Consider the following 19652-nt stretch of genomic DNA (forward strand, 5'->3'; position numbering starts at 1 on the left):
TCCCGAGGTGGGGTGTGGCTGACCTAGCGGCTCTGACCTGCGTCTTTGTGGTCCCATGACGTGGTGACGCCATCGGTGATGCGTGTGGCGCCATAAATGGCTCGCAATGGCGCCATGGATGTGCCATGATGGCGACATGAGGGGGCGCCCCTCGGTCTCACCGGCCGAGGGGCGCGCGTTTCGCGGAGAACCATCGAAGGGGTCGGACCATGGAGACAGCGCAGAGCCAGCAGCAGGTGGCAGCGCCGGGCGCCGTCACCGCCTTCGCCCGCTTCGTGCTCTGCGGCGGCGGCGTGGGGCTCGCCTCCAGCTTCGCCGTGGCGGGCCTCGCCTCCTGGCTCCCCTGGGCCCTGGCCAACGCGCTGATCACCGTGGTCTCCACGCTCCTCGCCACCGAGCTGCACGCCCGCTTCACCTTCGGCAGGGGCGGGCGGGCGACCTGGAGCCAGCACATGCAGTCGGCCGGATCCGCGGCGGCCGCGTACGTCGTCACCTGCGTCGCGATGTTCGCCCTCCAGCAGCTGGTGGCGGCGCCCGGCGCGGTGCTGGAGCAGGTCGTCTATCTGTCGGCCTCGGCGCTCGCCGGTGTCGCGCGGTTCGTGGTGCTGCGCCTGGTCGTCTTCGCCCGGAACCGCTCGCGGGCCGCGGCCCCCGCCGCCTCTCCCGTGCAGGCGACGGTGGCCCGCGCCGCGGCCCCGGCCGGACCCGCGGTGCTCTGCCGCGCGGCCTGACCGCTCCGATCCGACCGGCACGTTCGGGTCGGCACGTTCGGACCGGTACGGCCGCGCCGGGAAGACGTACGGCGTCGAGAGCCCGGCCCGTCCGTCAACGGGCGCAGATTCCCTACGCCGAGCACACGCGGAGCTGCGGACCGCACGACCCGGTGGGATCCTTTCCGCAGGCAGCGCAGCGTAGGTACGTACGGGCTGTCCAGGGGGATGCGATGCGGACAGGGCGACGCGTCAGGGACGCGAGCGCGGTGGGCCTCGCGGTGGCCCTCGTGCTGTGTGGGGCGTCGGGCTGCGGAGGCGGCGGAGAGGCCCCGTCGGACCCCCACAGTGGCTCCGATCGGCCCACCTCCGCGCGGTCCGGTGACTCCGGCGCGAACTCGCCCACCGGCGGGGGCGACGGGGACCGTGGCGGAGCGGACGAAGGCGGGGACGACATTCCGCCGGTCTCCGCACCACCCGTCGCACCGGGAGGCACGGGCGGCGGCTCCGTCGGAGGCATCGGCGTGTACCCCAGCGGAGACACCGGCGGCACCGACGGCGGGACCCGAACCACCTCCGGGGGCCTTTCCGGTGGCGTCACCACCGACCCGCCGCCTCCGTGCGGTGACCCGGGCAGCGTGGCCGCCACCTGCCCGCCGTCCACCCCGCCCGAAGCCTCCGAGAGCGGTCCGCCCACGACGGACGACGGCTCCTGAAACGCCGATGACAGCACCGGACCCGCCGCCGCGCAGATCCCGCCGTACGACACCACTGCGGGGCCCGCGCCCCCGCGTACGCGGCCCGGCCCGCCCGGCCCCGCGCCCGCCCCGGGCGCGCCGGTCGCCGGACACGCCCCCCGCCACTCCGCCGGACGCCGACACCGGCGGTCACCTGGAGTACGCCAACTCCCTGCTCGGCGCGGGCTCCTTCGTCGTGGCGCTGATGCTCTACGCGGGCTACCTCTACGTCGACGCGTTCTACAGCTACTTCCACCTCGGCACGTTCGCCGTCGGGTTCGACTCGCTGGAGTTCGCCCTGCGGAGCCTGCGGCTCGTCACGCTGCCGGTGTTCGCCGCCCTCGCGGTGCTCGTCCTCATCCCGTACACGCCGGAGCTGATGGCCCTGCTCGGGGTGGAGCAGCGCCAGGTGCGGGCCGTACGGGAGTACGGCCACACCCTCGCGCGCCTTCACCCCTTCCTCATCGTCGCCGGGGCCGTCCTCATGGCGCTGTGGCCGCTGCTCGGCGGCCTCAACTGGATCGCACCCCTCTGCGTCGCCGTGGGGCTGCTGCTCGGACAGACCTCGGCGGCGACCGCCCGCTCGCCCCGGCGGCGACGCGCGTGGGAACGGGCCGTCTCCCTCGTGGTCGCCGGGGTGTTCCTGATGTGGGTCGTGGCCCTGGCGGCCGGTGACCTGGGCCGCCGCGACGCGCGGCGCACCTCGCACCGCCTCGTGAACCGCGTGGCCGTCGTGGTCCTCAGCACCGAACGCCTCAGCCTGACCGGCCCCGACGTCGTCGCCGAGGACCTCGGCAAGGGCCTGCGCTACCGCTACCGCTACAGCGGCCTGCGACTCCTGGTGGAGCGCGACCACCGGTACTACGTCCTCCCCCTGGGCTGGCGGGAGGACCGGGACGCCACCTTCGTCATCGAGGACGACGACACGGTCCGCGTCGAACTGAGGCCAGGCGCCCGCGTCCACGGGCCGGGCCCGCGGAACTGACCGGCAACGTTCTGGTCGAGCCGGGCCTGGCCCCGGCCGTCATCGACTTCTCGCCCTACTGGCGCCCACCGGCCTTCGGCGAGGCCGTCGTGGTGGCTGATGCCCTGGTCTGGCACGGCGCGGGCCCCGACCTGCTCCACGAGGTCGTCTCCGCGAACGGGCCCTGCTTCGTCCCGTACGTCGCCCGCGCCACGAGCGCCGAGATCCGCCGCTACGAGGACGCGGCACGGCTCCTCGCCGACATCGCCCCGCGCCCCGGCAGTTGACACCGTCGGCCGGCCGCTGCCGGAAGCGCACGGCTGTCAGCTGCCGATCGTGGCCAATGCCGGGGGGCACGGGGGCGATGGCCCTGCCTGCGGGAATGCCGGCGTGCATCCTTCGGCCTACCGGCAGGTCCGACCGGTGGACGATGTCCCGGACCTGGGTGCGGGCGACGCTGAGGGCATGAAAGACATCATCGTCATCGTGGGTTGGGTCGTCGGCATCCAGGGCGCCCTGGGGTTCCTGGGCCGGGCCTTCGGAGGGGACTCCTGGGGCCTCATCCAGAAGTGGTGGGACGTGCCCACGGCCGGGTACGCCGTGCTGTTCGTGGTCGGGGCCGCGCTCGCGGTCTACGGAGAGTTCGGCAAGGTGCGGGCGCGCCGCTAGGTCCCGTGTGCGGGGTCCGGCGCAGGGCGTCGCAGCAGGGTGCCCAGGCGCTGCAGGCCTTCCGTGGTGGTGAGGGACTCGCCCGTGGCGTCCGCCGTGCGCATCAGCGGCGTCATGACCGTGACGTCGGGCTGCCGGGAGCCGAGCGCCGTGTACAGGCGTGCCACGTACTGGGCGACGGCCGCGGGGCTGTCCGGGTCCTGGAGGTCGCCCGCGAACCGTGCGGCCTCGTGCATGGTGCGCTCGGCCTCCTCGGGCCGGTCCGTCGCCCAGAGCACCAGGGCCAGCAGGATGCCCGACATGTGGTGGCGCAGGGCGTGGTCCGTCTCGGCGGCGCAGGCGAGCGCCGTGCGCAGATCGGCCTCCGCCGCCTCGTGCCGCGCCGCGAGGAAGGAGAGCCAGGCGCGGGTGTGCAGGGCACGGGCCCGGTACTCCGGATCCCCGTGCGCGCGGGCCCGCTCGGCGGCGGCCCCCGCGATCCTGCTGATCTCCAGGTAGTGGGCGCGGCCCATGAAGTGCCCGCTGACCCCGACGACCCCGAGCAGCTCGACGGCTGTGCGCAGGGCCTGCGGGCCCCAGGGGAGCAGCTGGTTGACCGTGGCGGTGAGCAGCGCGTGTTCGGCACCGAACCACTCCCGCACCTCTTCGGGCCCTGCGAAGGCCACGCCCGAGTGCCGCACGGGCCGCAGCCAGGCGCGCGGGGTCTCGGTGGGCACGACGGCCCGCGCGGCCCGCAGTGCGGTGGCGATCAGCAGCTCCGCCACGCGCACGAGTGCCGCCTCGCACTCCTCCGGGCGGTCCGTGTGCCCCGTGCCGTGGCGGGCGTACAGCCGCAGCAGGTCGTGGAAGCGGTAGCGGTCCGGGGTGTGCGACTCGAGCATGCCCGCGTCCACGAGCGTCTCGGCCAGGTGCTCCGCGGTGCGTTCGTCCGTGTCCAGGAGCGCGGCCGCCACCGCCAGCGGGAGGTCGGGTGCGTCGGACAGGGCGAGCAGCCGGAAGGCGCGGGCGGCGTCGGGGGACAGCGCCCCGTAGCCGAGGTGGAACGTCGACGTCACGGCCAGGCCTCCGACGCGCAGTTCGTCGAGCCGGGCGCGCTCGTCTTGGAGGCGTCGTTCGAGCGAGGCGATGCTGCGGCCCGGGCGGCCGTCGAGCCGGGACGCCGCGATGCGCACGGCGAGCGGCAGCCGCCCGCAGGCCTCCACGAGGGCCCGCGCGGCCTCCGGTTCGGCGGCCACCCGCGCGGGGCCGACGATCGCGGCGAGCAGCGCCAACGCCTCGGACTCGGACGGTACGTCGAGGTCGAAGCGGTGCGCGCCCGGGAGCGCCAGATCGCGGGAGCGGCCGGTCACCAGGACGGCGCAGCCCGCCGTGCCCGGCAGCAGGGGGCGGATCTGCTCGGCGTCCAGGGCATTGTCGAGGACGAGCAGCACACGCCGGTCCGCGAGGAGGGTGCGGTAGAGCGCGGCCCGCTGTTGGAGGCCCAGCGGGATCCGGTCGGACGGGGTGCCCAGGGCCGCCAGGAAGTCCGCGAGGACGCTGGCGGGGTCGGCGGGGGTGCTGCCCGCGCCGAGATCCACATGGAGCCGTCCGTCGGGGAACTCCTCGCCCAGGGCGTGCGCGACGTGGACGGCGACGGTGGTCTTGCCCACGCCCGCCGTGCCGCTGACCGTGCACACCGTGACCGCGTGTTCCTGGCCCGTGCCACCGCCCGCCAGGACGGCCCGGATCGCGTCGACCGCGGCGCCGCGGCCGGTGAAGTCGGCGATGCCCGCCGGGAGTTGCTGGGGGAGCGGCCGGACCGGCGCCGCCACGGCGGCCGGTGGAACGGAGGAGTCCCTCCGGCCACCGGCCCGGCCCTGCTCCGCGGGCCCCATCAGGCCCGGGTCGGCCGTGAGGATCCGCTGCTGGAGGTCCATGAGCGAGGCGGAGGGCGCGACTCCCAGTTCGGTACGCAGGGCCTGCCGCACGGCACGGTGGACGGCCAGGGCCTCGGCCTGGCGCCCGCAGCGGTAGAGGGCGAGCATGAGCAGTTCGCTCAGGCGCTCGCGCAGCGGGAACTCGGCGACCATGGTCTGGAGTTCCGGCACGGCCCGCGCGTGCAGGCCCAGGTCGAGGGCGTGGCCGAACTGCGCCTCGCGCGCCGTGGACCGCAGCTCCTCCAGACGGTCCCGCTCGCGCTGCGCCCAGGGGCCGGGCACGCCCGCGAGCGCGGCTCCGCGCCACCGGCCCAAGGCCCCGGCCAGCCGGTCGTGGCGGGCGTGGACGCTGCCGCTCCGGTCGGCCGCCTCCCGCTCGAACCGGACGGAGTCGACCTCGACGTCCTCGGCCCGCAGCACGTATCCACCGAGCACGGACAGGAGGACCTGACCGCTCTCACCGGCATGCCGGCCGGGATCGAGGACGGCCCGCAGCCGCGAGACGTAGGTGAGGACCGTGCGGCGCCCGGTGCGCGGCAGCTCCTCGCCCCACACGCCGTCGATCAGCTCCGCCATGGAGACGGCCCGGCCCTCGGCCAGCAGCAGCATGGCGAGGACGGCCTGCTGCTGCGGCGATCCCACACCGATCGGTTCGTCACCGGCCCGGCCGTCCACGGGCCCGAGCAGCCGAAAGGAAAGTCCGCCCCGCCGGTCGTGCACCTGATGTTCCTCGCCGAGCTGTTCTCACGCCCCGCTCGGTGATGAGTTGGGCTCCCTGCGTTGACTCTAAGTCATGTTGCCTCCGGGGCAGGGGACCGGCCCCGGAGGCCGACCGAGGGGCGGTGACAGCGGCGCGGGCGGCACCGCGGCTGACGCCGTGCTCGCGGGCCGGAGCGGCGGCGGGCTTCGACTCTCGCGGTGCGGTGGTCAGCGGTAGGCGGCGAGGAACACCCGGGTGCCGGCGGCGGCGTAGCGGTCGAGGTCGGCCTCGGTGTGCCGGGCGCTGCCGGTGAACATGGCCTGGTTCACCGGGATCCACAGCAGCAGGCCGGAGAAGTGGTTCGCGGCCAGGAGCGGGTCGTCGACGCGGAGCAGCCCCTGGTCGGACAGGCGCCGGAAGGTCGCCGCCAGCGTGGCGAGTCCTCGTTCGAAGCCCCGCTCGTACCACTCCCTGCCCAGGTCGGGGAAGACGTCGGCGTTGGCGATGATCAGGCGCCGCAGCTGGATCACCCGGGGGTCGGTGAGGGCGGTCAGGAACTGACGGGCGAGCCGGGTGAGGTTCTCTTCCAGGCCGGCGTCGTCGGTCGGGAGGTCGGCCAGCAGGTCGATGGTGGTGTCGAGCCGGTCGGTGGTGGCCAGGACGATGTCGGCAAAGAGCTTCTCCTTGTCGGAGAAGTGCTTGTAGACGGTCTGTTTGGACACCGCGGCCAGTTTCGCGATGTCGTCCATGCTCGTTCCCGCGTACCCCTTGTCCAGGAAGACGCTGGTCGCGGCCTCCCGGATCGCCTCGTGCTTGCGTGCTGAACGGCTGTCCATCCTCGACTCCTTCTCCTTCGGCCCGTCCCTCCCGGAAGAGTACTGGACTGACCAGTACTCGCGTGGGTACTGTACGGTCCAGTACTGAAGCGCGGGACTTCCGGTCCCGCGTACCGCGCAGAGTTCCTTTGGGGTGGTCTCTCATGGACAAGGTGTTCTCCGCCGACGGCACGGCCATCGCCTACGAGCAGCAGGGCTCGGGCCCCGCCGTCGTGCTCGTCGGCGGCGCGTTCATGACGCGCGGCGACTCCGCCGGGCTCGCCGGTCTGCTGGCCGAGCGCTTCACCGTGGTCACGTACGACCGCCGGGGGCGCGGTGACAGCGGGGACGGCCCGGAGTACGACGTGCAGCGTGAGGTCGAGGACCTGGACGCGCTGATTGGGAGCGTGGGCGGCGAGGCGATGGTCTTCGGCATGTCCTCCGGTGCCGTACTGGCGCTCGAGGCCGTGGCGCGGGGCAGCGCCGTCTCCCGCCTCGCCGTGTACGAACCGCCGTTCATCACCGACGACAGCCGCCCGCCGCTGCCCGCCGACTACGTCGCCCGTCTGACGGACCTCGTGCGGCAGGGCGCGTACGGCGATGCCGTGGCCTACTTCATGACCGCGGCCGTGGGCCTGCCCGCCGAGGCCGTCGCCGGAATGCGCCAGGCCCCCTTCTGGGGCGGCATGGAGGCCACCGCCCGCACCCTGCCCTACGACGGGCAGGTCATGGGCGACACCATGTCGGGCCGACCGCTGCCCGCCGACCGCTGGCGGTCCGTGACCGGGCCCGTTCTCGTCGGCAGCGGCGACGCGGGCGCACCGCAGATGCTGAGGGGCGCGCGGGAACTCGCCGCGCTGGCGGACAATTTCGCCCTGCACGTCTTCCCCGGCCAGGAGCACACCATCGCCCCGGACCTCCTCGCCCCTGTCCTGACCGGCTTCTTCGGCGGCGGGGAGCGGGCGTGAGCCCTCACGGGCACCCTGGATGCGGAACGGAATCCGGCTGCTGACCGGCGAAGGCGTCCGGCACCACGCGACCCGGCCGTGGATCAGCGTCCCTGCGTACGGCAGCCGGACAACCGCTCAACGAGCTCGTGCGGCACGCCAAGGCTGGCAGAATGCGGAACCGACGGAGCTTGCGTGGTCGGCGTGTTGAGCGGAATCACCACGCCGGCGGCGGAGGCTTCGCCGCGTTGCCGGCAGCTCGGGGTCCCGGCCGTTCCGCCACTCGACGCTCGGAGGAGCCCATGTCGCACATCGGCTATGACGGACCCGTCATGGACCCGCACATGCACCTGTGGGACTTCGCCGCCGACGTCCACCCGTGGCTGTCCCCGGCGGACTTCAGCGTCCTGCCTGGTATCGACAAGCTCCACCACGACTACCTGGTCGGCGACTACGTGGCCGACGCCGCAGAGCAGAACGTCGTGGCGAGCGTTCACGTGGAGGCACTCTGGGACCCCGCCGACGACCCCGTCAACGAGACGCGATGGCTGGAGACCCTGCCCAGGCATCGGGGCATCGCACAGCGCTACGTGGCCGCCTGCCCCTTCGGCACCCCGTCCACGGAGCGCACGATGTCAGCCCAAGCCGCCTTCGACCGCGTCGTCGGAGTCCGCCAGACCATCGGCTGGCATCCCAACCCCCAGCGGTCCTGGGTCACCGACCAGTTCCTCACCCGCGATCCCGGCTGGCGTGAGGGCGTCGAGCGGGCACGCGAACTCGGATTGCTCGTGGAATTCCTGATGTTCCCCTGGCAGGCCGACCAGGTCGCCGACCTGGCTCGTGCCTTCCCGGACGTCACGATGGTGGTCGATCACGCCGCCAGCCCCATGGAACGCGACCCCGTCGCCCTGGCCGCGTGGCAGGACAGCATCGCCGAACTCGCCGCGGCGGACAACGTGGCGATCAAGATCTCCGCCCTGGGCACCTACGACCCGGCCCCGACCGACGAGTCGTTCGCCTTCGTCATCGACACCATCGTCAACGCGTTCGGCGCCGACCGTGCGATGTTCGCTAGCGACTTTCCCGTCGGCAGCATCCAGATGTCGTTCAACGACATCTACGGCCTCTTCCGGCGCGCCGCCGCCCGGTACTCGCCGGAGAGCCGGACGAAGCTCTTCCACGACACCGCTCAGCGCCTGTACCAGCTCTGAGTTCACGTCAGCCCCGGGCCCTCACGCACAGGTCGAGGGAGTCCGTCAGCCACAGATGGGACGCGCCGAAGGTGACGGGGTCGCCGCTGGCTTCGGCGACCAGGTGCCAGTAGCGGCGCATGCCGCGGTCGTGGTCGGCGGCCACGTCGGACAGGAGGCGGCGCCGGAACCGCGGCGTGTCGGTGGTGCCGCGCACCGACGCGTGCACGGCGACGAAACGGTCGAGTTCGGGGCCCGCGCGGGGTGCCTCGCCCGCCTGCACCCGGGGCTTGGCGAGAGCGCACGCCTCGCGGATGCCGTGGATCAACACGTCCTCGTCGGCGACGAGTTCGGCGTTGGCCCGCGCCATGGCCAGCAGGCCGCGGGTCAGCACCCGGTCGCCGGTCAGGGCGACCAGCTCGGCGAACGCGACGACCTGCGGCGGCGTCGGGTCCGCGGGCGGCTCCGGCACCGCCATGGTCACGAAGGCGGAGAGCGTCGCCTCGGACGCCGGGGCGACCCTGGTGCGCTTCCAGAAGTCGATCAGCGCGTCGCGGGCCGCGCCCCCGCCCGCCACGGCGGCGAGCAGTTCGAGGCGAGCGGCCCGGTCGGCCGGTTCGGCCTCCTCGACCGCGCGCAGCGAGGCCCGTCGCCAGGCCAGGTCCGCGAGCTGTACGTCGAGGGCGGCCCGCTCGGCGGCGACGACCTCCGCCACGGAGCGCTCGCCGACGAGCACGTTCCTGATGGACGGCAGGCCGAGGCCGAGCCCGCGCAGCCTTCTGACCAGATGGAGCCGCTCGACCGCCGACGGGTCGAACCTGCGGTGACCGCCCGTGCTGCGCACCGAGTCGACGATGCCCTCGTCGCAGTAGAAGCGAACGGTCCGCACCGGCACGCCGGTCCGTCGTGCCAGGTCGCCGATGCCGAGCGTGCCATCGAGTAAAGGCACTTGAACCTCCACTGGACTGGAGCTCCTACCGTACCGGCGTAGCCGCATGAGAGGAGATGTCGTGATGTCGTCGACGCTGCACACCGCACGGCTCGTGGAGGGCCTGCGGGAGCAGACCGGAGGGTTCATCCGCGCGGTCGCGGGAAAGCCCCAGGACACGCGGGTTCCGACCTGCCCGCAGTGGCCGCTGGGCACCCTCGTAGGGCATGTCGGCCAGGAGCACCGGTGGGCGGCCGAACTGGTGCGCAAGGGTGAACAGCTGCCGGTCCCCGACCCGTGGGAGGCCGATCCCGGCAACCCGGACGACTGGGCCGGGTGGCTGCGCGAGGGCGCCGACGACGTGATCCAGGCGCTCCGGGAGACCGGCGCGGACACCGTGGTGCAGACGTTTCTGGGGCCCCGGCCCGCGGTCTCCTGGCTGCGCAGGATGCTCAGCGACACCTGCGTCCACCACTACGACGCCGCGTACGCGACGGGCACCGCGTTCGAGGTCGCCGACGACCTCGCGGCCGAGGTGCTCAGCGAACACTTGGAGCTCCTCGCCGCACCGGCGTGGGAGACGCTCAGGCCCGCCGTCGCCGAACTGCGCGGCCACGGCGAACGGATCGGACTCCGGCCGCCTTCCGGAGCGGGCTGGGTGATCGCCCGCACACCCGACGGGGTGCGCTGGCAGCGCGGCCCCGTCGACGCCGACACGGTGGTCTCGGCCGCTGTGGCGGACCTCCTGCTGCTGGTGAACCGCCGCATCCCGCCGGAGGACGCCCGCGTGACGGTGACGGGCGACCGCGCCCTGCTGGACCACTGGCTGACCCACTCGGCACTGTGACCTGGGGCTAGGGGGGGGAGCCCCTGGAGCGGGGGAGGGATTTCGTTGAAAGGGACGAGAAGGAGGGGGTCTTGGTCTACACCAATCACGTCGATCCCAGTACCCTCATCCGTGGCCAGTAGCACACCATCCCCCACCCAGGTTGCGTGCTGGCACGGGCGACACCCCCCAGATCTGCCCCAAGCAGCCGGGTGACCTCCCCCTTCGCCGCCTCCAGGAGGATCACGGTGAACGTACGCACCAGAAGCTCGGCGATCGTCGGCGCCCTCTGCCTCGTCGCCTCCCTCGCCCTGACCACGGCATCCGCCGATGAACGCGCCGCCCCGGGGCAGGCCCCGAAGGTCGCGCTCACGAAGGTGGCCACGGCCCAGAACCCCATCGCCGGAACGGCCGGGCCCGGTGGCACGGTCTGGATAGCCGAACGCGCGGGCACCGTAAGGGTCCTGGACGCCAAGGGCCTCGGCAAGCCCGTCCTCGACATCTCGAAGGAGACCACCACCGACGGTGAGCGCGGCCTGCTGGGCATCGCGTTCGACAAGAGATTCGCGCACTTCTACATCTCGTTCACGAACCTCGAAGGCACCAGCGTCGTGGACGAGTTCGCCGTACGGCACGGCAGGATCCGGCCGGACACGCGGCGCACCGTCCTCACCCAGACGCAGCCGTACGCGAACCACAACGGCGGCGACATCAAGTTCGGCCCGGACGGCTACCTCTACATCGCCTTCGGCGACGGCGGCGCGGGCGGCGACCCGCACGGCAACGGGCAGAACCTCGACACCCTGCTCGGCAAGCTGCTGCGGATCGACCCGAGGGGCGGCAAGCCGTACGCGATCCCGCGGGACAACCCGTTCGTCAACGACCCGAAGGCGAGGGACGAGATCTGGTCGTACGGGCTGCGCAACCCGTGGCGCTTCTCCTTCGACGCGGGCACGGGCGACCTGCTGATCGGTGACGTCGGCCAGAGCGCCTGGGAGGAGATCGACTGGGCCCCGGCCAGGAGCAAGGGCGGCGAGAACTACGGCTGGTCGCAGATGGAGGGCACCCACCCGTTCCGCGGCGGCACGGAGCCCGCGAACCACGTGCCGCCGGTCCACGAGTACGACCGCAACGGCCTCGGCTGCTCGGTGACCGGCGGATTCGTCTACCGGGGCCGGGCCGTCCCGGCCCTGCGGGGGCAGTACGTCTACAGCGACTACTGCGACGGCACCCTGCGCACCCTGAGGATCGAGAACGGCAAGGTGACGGGCACGAGCGACCTCGGCGTCAACGGCGGCGAGGTCGTCTCGTTCGTGCAGAGCCGCAAGGGCGAGCTGTACGCGCTCGACATCGGCGGCAGCATCCACCGCATCGACCCGGCGTGATGCCCACAGCTCCGGGCGCACGCGGCGCGTAGCCGAGCGCCCCGGCTATCCGGGCCGGTGCTCCTCGGCCCTGCCGAGTGCCGCCAGGCGGGTCAGCGCGGGCAGTGCCGCGGCCAGCGCCTGGCGGTCCTCGGGGGCGAGCCGTTCGACGAGCGGGGCCAGGTGCCGGGTGCGGTCGTCGTGGCGGGACCGGCCGATGCGCCGGCCCGCCTCGGTGATGTGGACGAGGACGGCGCGCCCGTCGCTCGGGTCGGGGCGGCGCTCGACCAGGCCGTCGCGCTCCAGGCGGGTGATCAGCTGAGTGATGGCGGGTTGGGTGATCTGCTCGGTCCGCGTCAGCTCGGTCAGTCGCCGGGGGCTGCCGCCGAAGGCCAGGGTGTCGAGCACCGACAGGGTCGTGAAGGGGTGCTTCTCCAGGGTGGGCAGCCGGATGTAGAAGCGGTTGAAGTCCTCGACGGCCGCGGTGAAGGCGTCCACGTCCAGGTCGGGAGTGTGCGGGGCGGCGCTGCCCCGCGCGGCGTCGGCGTGCGAGTTGTGGTCCACGGCCGAAATATATCGCGCCCCTTATATAAGCTGCTTATGCTGTTGTGGCGGGTGCCTCGTGCCGTGACCTGTGGCGGGGCGCGCCCGCCGCTTCGGCACGTCGCGTCACGTCTTGGCGTACGACCAGGGACGCCGTCGCGCAGGAGCGCCCCGCGCAAGGACGACCAAGGAGAGACCATGACTGTCCGCATCGGCATCAACGGCTTCGGCCGGATCGGCCGCAACGTCTTCCGCGCGGCGGCGGCCCGCGGCGAGGACCTGGAGATCGTCGCGGTCAACGACCTCGGCGACGTGGCCACCATGGCCCATCTGCTCGCCCACGACTCCCTGCTCGGCCGCTTCCCCGGTGAGGTGACGGCGGAGCCCGGCGTGATCCGCGCCGGGGACACCGCCGTCCGGGTGCTGGCCGAACGCGACCCGGCCGCGCTGCCCTGGGGCGACCTCGGCGTGGACGTCGTCATCGAGTCCACCGGCGTCTTCACCGACGCCGCCAAGGCCCGCGCGCACGTCGACGGCGGCGCCAAGAAGGTCATCGTCGCGGCCCCGGCCAGCGGCGAGGACGTCACGGTCGTGCTCGGTGTGAACGACGACGCGTACGACCCGCTGCGCCACACGATCATCTCCAACGCCTCGTGCACCACCAACTGCCTGGGTGTCCTCGCCAAGGTGCTGCACGACGCCGTCGGCATCGAGTCCGGCATGATGACCACCGTCCACGCCTACACCCAGGACCAGAACCTCCAGGACGCCCCGCACAAGGACCTGCGCCGCGCCCGCGCCGCCGCCCTCAACGTCGTGCCGACCTCCAGCGGCGCGGCCAAGGCCATCGGCCTCGTCCTGCCCGAACTCCGCGGCCGACTCGACGCGTTCGCGCTCCGCGTGCCCGTGCCCAACGGCTCGGTCACCGACCTGACGGTCACCACCGCCCGCCGCACCACGGTGGAGGAGGTCAAGGCCGCGTACGCGGAGGCCGCGGCGGGCGCGTACAAGGGGCTGCTGAACTACACCGAGGCCCCGCTCGTCAGCACCGACATCGTCGGCGACCCCGCCTCGTGCGTCTTCGACGCCGAACTCACCCGGGTCGTCGGTCCGCAGGTGAAGGTCGTCGGCTGGTACGACAACGAGTGGGGGTACTCGAACCGGCTCATCGACCTGGCGCTCCTTGTGGGCGGCTCCCTTCCCGCGTGAGGAACTGCGTGGCGGCCAGTCGCCGGTAGAGGGCGTCGCCCGCCAGGAGCTCGGGGTGGGTGCCCACCGCACGGACCCGGCCCTCCTCCATGACGACGATCCGGTCCGCGGCGGCGACGGTGGACAGCCGGTGGGCGACCACCAGAACGGTCGTGGTGCGCGCCGCCTCGGCCACGGCGTCGCGCAGCGCGGCCTCGTTGGCGGCGTCGAGCTGGGACGTGGCCTCGTCCAGGAGCAGCAGCCGGGGCCGGCGCAGCAGGGCGCGCGCGATGGCGACCCGCTGCCGCTCACCGCCGGAGAGCCGGCCCCCGCGGTGCCCGACCGGGGTGTCGAGGCCTTGGGGGAGCCGCTGCACCAGGGCGTCGAGGCGGGTGCGGCGCACCACGTCGTCCACCTGGGCGTCGGTGGGGCACGGGACGCCGTAGACCAGGTTGTCGCGCAGGGTTCCGGCGAGGACGGGGGAGTCCTGCTCGACGTATCCGATGGCCGTGCGCAACCGCGCCAGCGGCCAGTGGCGGACGTCGACGCCGTCGACGAGGACCTGCCCGCCGTCGGGGTCGTGGAAGCGCTCGATCAGGGAGAAGACGGTGGTCTTGCCCGCTCCGGACGGTCCGACGAAGGCCGTCGTGCCACCGGCGGGCACGGTGAACGACACCTGGTGGTGGGCGGCCGCCCCGCCGTCGCGGTAGGCGAAGCACACCCGGTCGAAGGCCACGGCCGCGGGCCCCGCGCCCGCCCGGGGCGGCACGGCGGCGCCGGGGCGGGCGTCCACGGCCTCGGTGGCCATCGTCTCGACCTCGTGGATGCGCGCGGCCGCCGCCGCGCCCATCTGGAACTGGCCCACGGCCTCGGCCAGTTGACCAACGCGCGGGGCCAGCGAGAAGAGGTACAGCAGGAAGGCGACCAGTGTCGCGACCGGGACGGCGCCGGAGGCCACCCGTGCGCCGCCGACCCCCAGCACGACCAGGAACGACAGCTGGACGGCCAGGGCGGAGGCGGTGGCCGCCGTGGACTGCCAGACCGCGGCGCTGACCCCGGTCCGCCGCGCGCGCTCCGCCACCGCGCGCAGACGGTGGCTCTCCTGTTGCTCGGTGCCCGCGGCCTTCACCGTACGGAAGGCCCCCAGGGCGCGTTCGAGGCCGGACCCCAGGGCGCCGACGGCCTCCTGGGTCCGGCGGGTGGCGCGGCCGATGCGGGGGGCCACCACGCCGACCGCGAGCCCGACCAGGGCGATCACCAGCAGCGTCACGCCGAGCAGCACGAGGTCGAGCAGGCCCATCAGGACGAGGGTGGCGAAGGTGAGGACGGTTCCGGTGACGGCGGCGACCGTTCCCTCGACGGCGATCTGGCGCAGCAGCGTCGTGTCGGACGTGGCCCGGGCGATCAGATCGCCCGGCTCATGACGCTCCCACTCCGGTACGCGCAGCCGCAGCAGACGGTCCGTCAGCCGCTGGCGCGTGCCGCACAGGACGGCCTCGGCGCCGCGTTCGAGGACGTAGTAGCCCACGCCGACGACGAGCGCGCCGCACAGCACGAGCACGCCGAGGAGCACCAGCGGCCCGGCCGTGGAGTGGCCCTGCGCGAGCCCGTCCACCAGCCACTTGGCCGCCAGCGGCTGGAGCAGCGCGAGCCCGCCGCCCACGAGGTTGAGCGCGGTGCCGGTGGCGAGGGCGGCCCGCTGGGGGCGCAGCGTGCGCAGCAGGGCCCGGCGGCCGGTGCGCGCGGGGGCCGCCGGTGCTCCGGGACCCGGGGGCACGCCGTCTACTCCACGGTGAAGAAGCGCTGGAAGTAGTCGCGGGGGCAGCCCTCGCCCACGAGGACGCCCTCGGCCTCCACCCAGGCGTGCGCCGCGAAGGGCGGGCGGGCGCGCACCCCCACGCACCACGTGGGCCACTGGCCGCGCATCCGGCACAGCAGGACCGTGGCCAACGACCGCGGCAGACAGCCCTTCTGGCCCGCGCAGGAGAGGCTGACGGTGACCACCGTGGTGCGCGCGGCCTCGGCCTCGGCAGCCGTCGCGGGCCGGGCGCCGCGGCGCAGCAGGGTCAGCAGCGAGCGGATGCGGCCGGGCGGCTGGGCGGCCAGCAGATGGGCCAGCACCACCGCGCAGCGAGTGGCGAGCCGACCGGGCAGCGGGACGGAGCGCGGGTCGTGGGGAACCGCTTCGGACAGGGTCATGCGTCCTCGCCCTCCAGGCTCACAAGGCGCGCCGAACGCAACTCGTCGACGATGCGGGCGACGTCCTCCGCGGCGGCCTCGGCGGTCACGTCGTACTCCCCGGTCAGGGCCCGGACCGCGGCCTCGGTGCCGCGGCCCTGGACGAGGCAGCGCAGGACGCAGGCGGCGGTGGGGTTGAGGGTCCAGTAGTCGCCGCTGCGCTGGTCGAGCAGCGCGGCACCGTACTCGGTCTCGGTCAGCAGGACGGTGGGCCGCAGTGCGAGCGCCATGTCTCACTCCTCGGGCGTGCGGATGAACCGCGGACGGTGGTGGTCGTACGGGTCGTGCGCGCCGGACGGTCAGGGACCGGCGGGGGCGGGCGCCGTCCGCCGGGAGCGCAGCCACACCTCGCAGGCCACGGTCGGGTGCAGCAGGCCGCTCTCCAGCTCCGCCGACAGTGGCCGGGCACACCAGGCGCGCAGGACCCGGGCGTCGATCAGGCCGAGCCGCGCCAGGCGGGACTGGTCGCACAGCGCGAGGAGACCGGCCCGGTGCGCCCGCAGACCGGCCTCCTCCTCGAAGGTGGCGTTGGCCTTGGTGGCGCGGGCGCGCACGGATTCGGGCACGGTGCCGCGCATCGCCTCCACGATCAGCGGCTTGTAGCGCCAGGGCGTGATGCGCTCCCGCGGCGCCACGGCAAGGCAGGCCTCGACGACCTGGTCGTCGTAGTAGGGCGCGGCGAAGGTCACGCCGTGGGCCGCGGAGATCTGGTCGATGTACCGGGCGGTCCGGGACAAGGAGGCCATCGCGGCCAGTTCGCGGTGCTCGCCGTGCCCGCGGCCGAGCGGCCGGGCCGACGGCGCCTGGGCGAAGAGGAGTTCGCGTACGGCATCGACCGCGTCGGGCGTCGCCCAGGGCGGCATGCGCGGCGGCACGGCCCAGTCGAGCAGCGGTTCGTCCACGGCGGGCGGCGGATCGGTGAGGTGGTCGGCGACGCGGCGCAGCCAGGAGCCGTAGCCGCGCCGGTCGCCCAGGGCGCGCAGCACCCGCCGCCGGGGCCAGCGGTACTTCGCGGTGTAGCCGCGCAGCTGGCGGAGCGCGACGGCCGGATGCCCGGGCAGCAGGGCGTGCAGCCGGGCGGGGGTCCCGGCGAGGAGTTCGTCCCCGCCGAGGCCGCTCAGATGCAGCCCGGACCCGCGTGCGGCGGCCAGCTCCAGCAGGCACATGCGCCGGTTGCGGTCCACGGTGATCGGGCTGGGGCCGTCCAGGACGTCGTCGAGCGCGTCCAGGCCGTCGTACGTCATCGGCACCGCCTCGGCGGGTACGACGTGGTGCTCGACGGGGCCGCCCCCGTCGACGGCCACGACGGCGCCGAGGGCGTCGATGGTGCGCCGGGCCCAGTGCACGTCGTCGCCGAGCGCGTCGTGCTGGGCCACGGTGTAGGCGACGACGGGCGTCCCGGAGCGGACGGCGGTGCAGCACACGGCGGTGGAGTCGAGGCCTCCCAGGTCGGCCGTCACCAGGTCGCGGCCGCGTGTACGGACGCGCACGGCGGCGCCGAGCGCGTCCCGCAGGGCGGCGGCCCCCACGGAGAGGGGCACCTCGCCCTCGGGCGGGGACCACCAACGGGTCTCGCGCGCCGCTCCGCAGGGGGGCAGGGTCAGGCTGTGGCCGCCCGCGACCGTGTGCACGCCGCGCCACAGGGGCTGCCCGGACAGCGGGTGCAGCATGTCGGGGGTGAGCAGCTCCACCGCGAGGCGCCGCTCGTCGAGCGGGGCGCCGATCAGGTCCGCCAGGACATCGGCGCGGTCGCAGGCGAGCGTCACCGCGTCGCCCGCGGCGCCGGTCCTGGCGTGGTGGACGCGGCGTACGCCGATGGCGCCGCACCGCACGCGTACCTGTCCGGCGACGGAGCTCACCAGGTGGAAGCTGCCCGGCCAGGCGGCGGCGCGGCGGTCGAGCGCGGCGGGGGACTCCGCGACGGCCGCCGCCCGGGCGGCCTCCCCGGGCGACACGGCGTGGTCACCGATCACCACGATCCGCGCCCGGCCCCGGCCCCCGCACGTCGCGGTGCCCGGTGCCCAGCGGCCGATCAGCCACGGCCGTCCGGAGGGATGGTGCAGTCGGCGCGTGGCGTGGGGGAGGGCGGCGCGTGCGGCGGGGGCCGCGGCGTCGGTGTCGGGCAGGACGAGGAACCAGGCGGGTGCCGCCCGGAGAGAGAACAGCGAGTCCACGGCATACCCCTTTGCGGGTCGCACGGACCGCCGGTGAGCGGCGGTCCGTGCGACGGATGGGCGGGGGCGGAAGGGCCGGGTGGCGGCCTGGGGCCACCACCCGGCTTCGGGTCGACCGCAACGCCGACCGGATCAGATCAGAGGAGCTGCTTGAGACCGAGAAGGTCCTTCGGACCCCTGATTCCCGCGCCGGTCACCTTGCGGAAGCCGCCGGCCTTGGCCAGTGTGGGGCGTTCGTAGGTGCGCATGAGAGTCTTCCCTCCTGCTCGCTCTTTTTCGGGGACGGACGTGCCGCAGGTCACCTGCCATGGAAATTCTGAAGGGAATTGAGCGGCGCCTGTGCATTTCCTCCGACTTGCCGCATGTACTTCTGCGCGTCAGGGAGATGCATAGATTCAGGAATTCCGGATCCGTTTGCTCCGGTCCGCGCGGATCTTACTCCACCGGAGAAGTGTGCCGGGCTCCGTGAATTCCTGTCCCGAATTTCCGGTGCCCTACGTTAGGGAGAGGGCCACTTCATCACAATGGGTCGCGCAGGGTGCCGCGTTGCACTCCGCCGGGCGTGCGCCCTGAGCCGCCGGAGTGCGCTCCCGCGTGCGCACTGCCGGTGGCGGAGGTGCGGAAAACACCGACAGGGCCTTGTTGTTACTCGAAGTCGCAGCCCGGGTTGGGCGCGTCCTGCGAGAAGGGCGCACCGTGCGGCAGTACGTAGAGGACCTGGAGCACGAGGTCGGTGGTGCCGAGGTTCCGGCCGAGGTGCACGTGGTCGGCGCCCGGCGGTTCCTGGAGAGTGCTGCCCTCGGGGTGCACCCCGCTGGAGGCGCAGGTGGCGTCGAAGTGACTGAGGGTTCCCTGCTTGACGCGGGCGTACAGCGTGCCGTCGTGGTAGTGCCATCCCGTGGCCTGACCGGGCGGGACGGTGGTCAACAGTGTGGTTCCCCTGGGGTACTTGAGTCCGCCGAACCGGTCACGGCATCGAACGAGAGCCACCGGCGCCCTGCACGCGCGCGGAGCCGCCCGGGGGCAAGGGCGGCTCCGCGCAGGCGGGCGTCCCAGCCGAACCGGCCGGGCTTGTAGCCCCCGGCGGGCTGCTGGTTGATGCTGTTGTACGCGTCGCCGTAGTGCTGGTTCACCAGTACTGACCGGACTGACCCGGTCAGTTGTGACGGGGCGAGGTGGGTGACCTGTGCCACACGCGGCGCGGTCCGTCGGAGGGCGCGCAGGGCGTCACCCCGCGGCGTGCTCAACGCGCCATGTACCGGTCGAGTTCGCGCGCCCGCTCGCGCAGCCGGGCCGACCACTCCTCGTCCTCCAACTCCGCCGCGACACCGGCCCGTTCGGCCAGGGCGAGCACCGTGGCGAGGAACCCGTCCGTCAGGGCGAGGACGACGGCGTGATGGGTTCTGCGGTGGTGGGCCACCAAGGCGTTGACGAAGTCGCCGAACACGTCGGGGTCGATGTGTGACTCGTCGTTCTCCATCGGGCCGACGCCGGAGGGCACGCCGAGCTCCGCCTCGAAGACCTCCACCTGGCGCAGGAACAGCCGCGCCGCTCCGCCGGAGGGGTTCCACAGCGTCTCGTCGCCCATCTCGAAGTACTGGCTCACCTGGGGCCTTTCGGATCGGGTGGCAGGCAGCGGGATCAACGGCCAAGATCGTACGACGTACCGCGACCCAGCGTGATCAAACCTCGGAACTTCGCCCCGGAAAGCCAAGTTCTCACGACCAAGCCGTCACTGTCTGT

At 73.5% G+C, this 19652-nt stretch carries 19 protein-coding genes and 1 pseudogene; 9 read left to right on the forward strand and 11 right to left on the reverse strand.

Annotation, left to right across the window (positions count from 1 at the left end; genetic code table 11):
- Positions 1-209 precede the first annotated feature (209 nt).
- The 4 genes from MQV74_RS38490 to MQV74_RS38505 all read left to right on the forward strand — a co-directional run bounded on the left by MQV74_RS38490 (position 210) and on the right by MQV74_RS38505 (position 3080).
- On the forward strand, positions 210-731 hold the full coding sequence (locus tag MQV74_RS38490) for a hypothetical protein (protein WP_242728145.1): 522 nt from the start codon (positions 210-212) through the stop codon (positions 729-731).
- A 702-nt stretch (positions 732-1433) separates the two neighbouring features.
- The gene (locus tag MQV74_RS38495) at positions 1434-2432 is read left to right on the forward strand and encodes a hypothetical protein (protein WP_242728146.1); all 999 of its coding nucleotides are present in this window, start codon (positions 1434-1436) and stop codon (positions 2430-2432) included.
- A gap of 89 nt (positions 2433-2521) precedes the next feature.
- Positions 2522-2698 carry a hypothetical protein gene (locus MQV74_RS38500; protein ID WP_242728147.1) on the forward strand — a complete coding sequence of 59 codons (177 nt, stop codon included), beginning with the start codon at positions 2522-2524 and terminating at the stop codon, positions 2696-2698.
- Between the two features lie 178 nt (positions 2699-2876).
- Positions 2877-3080: a hypothetical protein gene (locus MQV74_RS38505; RefSeq protein WP_242728148.1), complete on the forward strand. Its 204-nt coding sequence runs from the start codon at positions 2877-2879 to the stop codon at positions 3078-3080.
- Here MQV74_RS38505 and MQV74_RS38510 read toward each other — a convergent pair.
- Positions 3077-5716, reverse strand: coding sequence for an AfsR/SARP family transcriptional regulator (locus MQV74_RS38510; protein WP_242728149.1), 2640 nt, complete (start codon positions 5714-5716; stop codon positions 3077-3079). The genes MQV74_RS38505 and MQV74_RS38510 overlap by 4 nt on opposite strands.
- Before the next feature lie 207 nt (positions 5717-5923).
- On the reverse strand, positions 5924-6532 hold the full coding sequence (locus MQV74_RS38515; RefSeq protein ID WP_242728150.1) for a TetR/AcrR family transcriptional regulator: 609 nt from the start codon (positions 6530-6532) through the stop codon (positions 5924-5926).
- Between the two features lie 143 nt (positions 6533-6675).
- Between MQV74_RS38515 and MQV74_RS38520 the strand changes: the two genes are divergently transcribed.
- On the forward strand, positions 6676-7479 hold the full coding sequence (locus MQV74_RS38520; RefSeq protein ID WP_242728151.1) for an alpha/beta fold hydrolase: 804 nt from the start codon (positions 6676-6678) through the stop codon (positions 7477-7479).
- 281 nt (positions 7480-7760) lie between these two features.
- Positions 7761-8669 (forward strand): amidohydrolase family protein, encoded by a 909-nt coding sequence (locus MQV74_RS38525; RefSeq protein WP_242728152.1) that lies wholly within the window; start codon positions 7761-7763, stop codon positions 8667-8669.
- Between the two features lie 7 nt (positions 8670-8676).
- On the opposite strand, the gene MQV74_RS38530 is transcribed toward MQV74_RS38525, so the two are convergent.
- Positions 8677-9597 carry a MerR family transcriptional regulator gene (locus tag MQV74_RS38530; RefSeq protein ID WP_242728153.1) on the reverse strand — a complete coding sequence of 307 codons (921 nt, stop codon included), beginning with the start codon at positions 9595-9597 and terminating at the stop codon, positions 8677-8679.
- Positions 9598-9661: 64 nt separating this feature from the next.
- Here MQV74_RS38530 and MQV74_RS38535 point away from each other — a divergent pair, with 64 nt between their 5' ends.
- The gene (locus MQV74_RS38535) at positions 9662-10423 is read left to right on the forward strand and encodes a maleylpyruvate isomerase family mycothiol-dependent enzyme (RefSeq protein WP_242728154.1); all 762 of its coding nucleotides are present in this window, start codon (positions 9662-9664) and stop codon (positions 10421-10423) included.
- A 227-nt stretch (positions 10424-10650) separates the two neighbouring features.
- Positions 10651-11787 carry a PQQ-dependent sugar dehydrogenase gene (locus MQV74_RS38540; RefSeq protein WP_242728155.1) on the forward strand — a complete coding sequence of 379 codons (1137 nt, stop codon included), beginning with the start codon at positions 10651-10653 and terminating at the stop codon, positions 11785-11787.
- A gap of 45 nt (positions 11788-11832) precedes the next feature.
- Here MQV74_RS38540 and MQV74_RS38545 read toward each other — a convergent pair whose 3' ends face one another.
- Positions 11833-12330 carry a MarR family winged helix-turn-helix transcriptional regulator gene (locus MQV74_RS38545; protein WP_242728156.1) on the reverse strand — a complete coding sequence of 166 codons (498 nt, stop codon included), beginning with the start codon at positions 12328-12330 and terminating at the stop codon, positions 11833-11835.
- A gap of 177 nt (positions 12331-12507) precedes the next feature.
- On the opposite strand from MQV74_RS38545, the gene gap reads away from it, so the two are divergent.
- Positions 12508-13518 carry a type I glyceraldehyde-3-phosphate dehydrogenase gene (gap, locus tag MQV74_RS38550; protein ID WP_242728157.1) on the forward strand — a complete coding sequence of 337 codons (1011 nt, stop codon included), beginning with the start codon at positions 12508-12510 and terminating at the stop codon, positions 13516-13518.
- Here the strand turns inward: gap and MQV74_RS38555 are convergent.
- The 7 genes and pseudogenes from MQV74_RS38555 to MQV74_RS38585 all read right to left on the reverse strand — a co-directional run bounded on the left by MQV74_RS38555 (position 13475) and on the right by MQV74_RS38585 (position 19515).
- The gene (locus MQV74_RS38555; protein WP_242728158.1) at positions 13475-15274 is read right to left on the reverse strand and encodes an ABC transporter ATP-binding protein; all 1800 of its coding nucleotides are present in this window, start codon (positions 15272-15274) and stop codon (positions 13475-13477) included. The genes gap and MQV74_RS38555 overlap by 44 nt on opposite strands.
- 5 nt (positions 15275-15279) lie before the next feature.
- Positions 15280-15696 (reverse strand): lasso peptide biosynthesis B2 protein, encoded by a 417-nt coding sequence (locus MQV74_RS38560; RefSeq protein ID WP_242728159.1) that lies wholly within the window; start codon positions 15694-15696, stop codon positions 15280-15282.
- Positions 15693-15965, reverse strand: a complete 273-nt coding sequence (locus MQV74_RS38565; protein WP_242728160.1) for a lasso peptide biosynthesis PqqD family chaperone — start codon at positions 15963-15965, stop codon at positions 15693-15695. Before MQV74_RS38565 ends, MQV74_RS38560 begins: the two co-directional genes overlap by 4 nt.
- 69 nt (positions 15966-16034) lie before the next feature.
- A complete protein-coding gene (locus MQV74_RS38570; protein WP_242728161.1) occupies positions 16035-17909 on the reverse strand; it encodes a lasso peptide isopeptide bond-forming cyclase in 1875 nt (624 codons plus the stop codon).
- 137 nt (positions 17910-18046) lie between these two features.
- Complete coding sequence (locus MQV74_RS38575) at positions 18047-18157, reverse strand: keywimysin-related RiPP (RefSeq protein WP_138965032.1); 111 nt, start codon at positions 18155-18157, stop codon at positions 18047-18049.
- Positions 18158-18554: 397 nt separating this feature from the next.
- Positions 18555-18830: pseudogene (locus MQV74_RS38580) on the reverse strand (cupin domain-containing protein); the annotation flags it as partial.
- A gap of 322 nt (positions 18831-19152) precedes the next feature.
- The gene (locus tag MQV74_RS38585; RefSeq protein ID WP_242728162.1) at positions 19153-19515 is read right to left on the reverse strand and encodes a DUF6086 family protein; all 363 of its coding nucleotides are present in this window, start codon (positions 19513-19515) and stop codon (positions 19153-19155) included.
- Positions 19516-19652 lie beyond the last annotated feature (137 nt).

This window comes from Streptomyces sp. AN091965 (assembly GCF_022698285.1).
Lineage (GTDB): Bacteria > Actinomycetota > Actinomycetes > Streptomycetales > Streptomycetaceae > Streptomyces.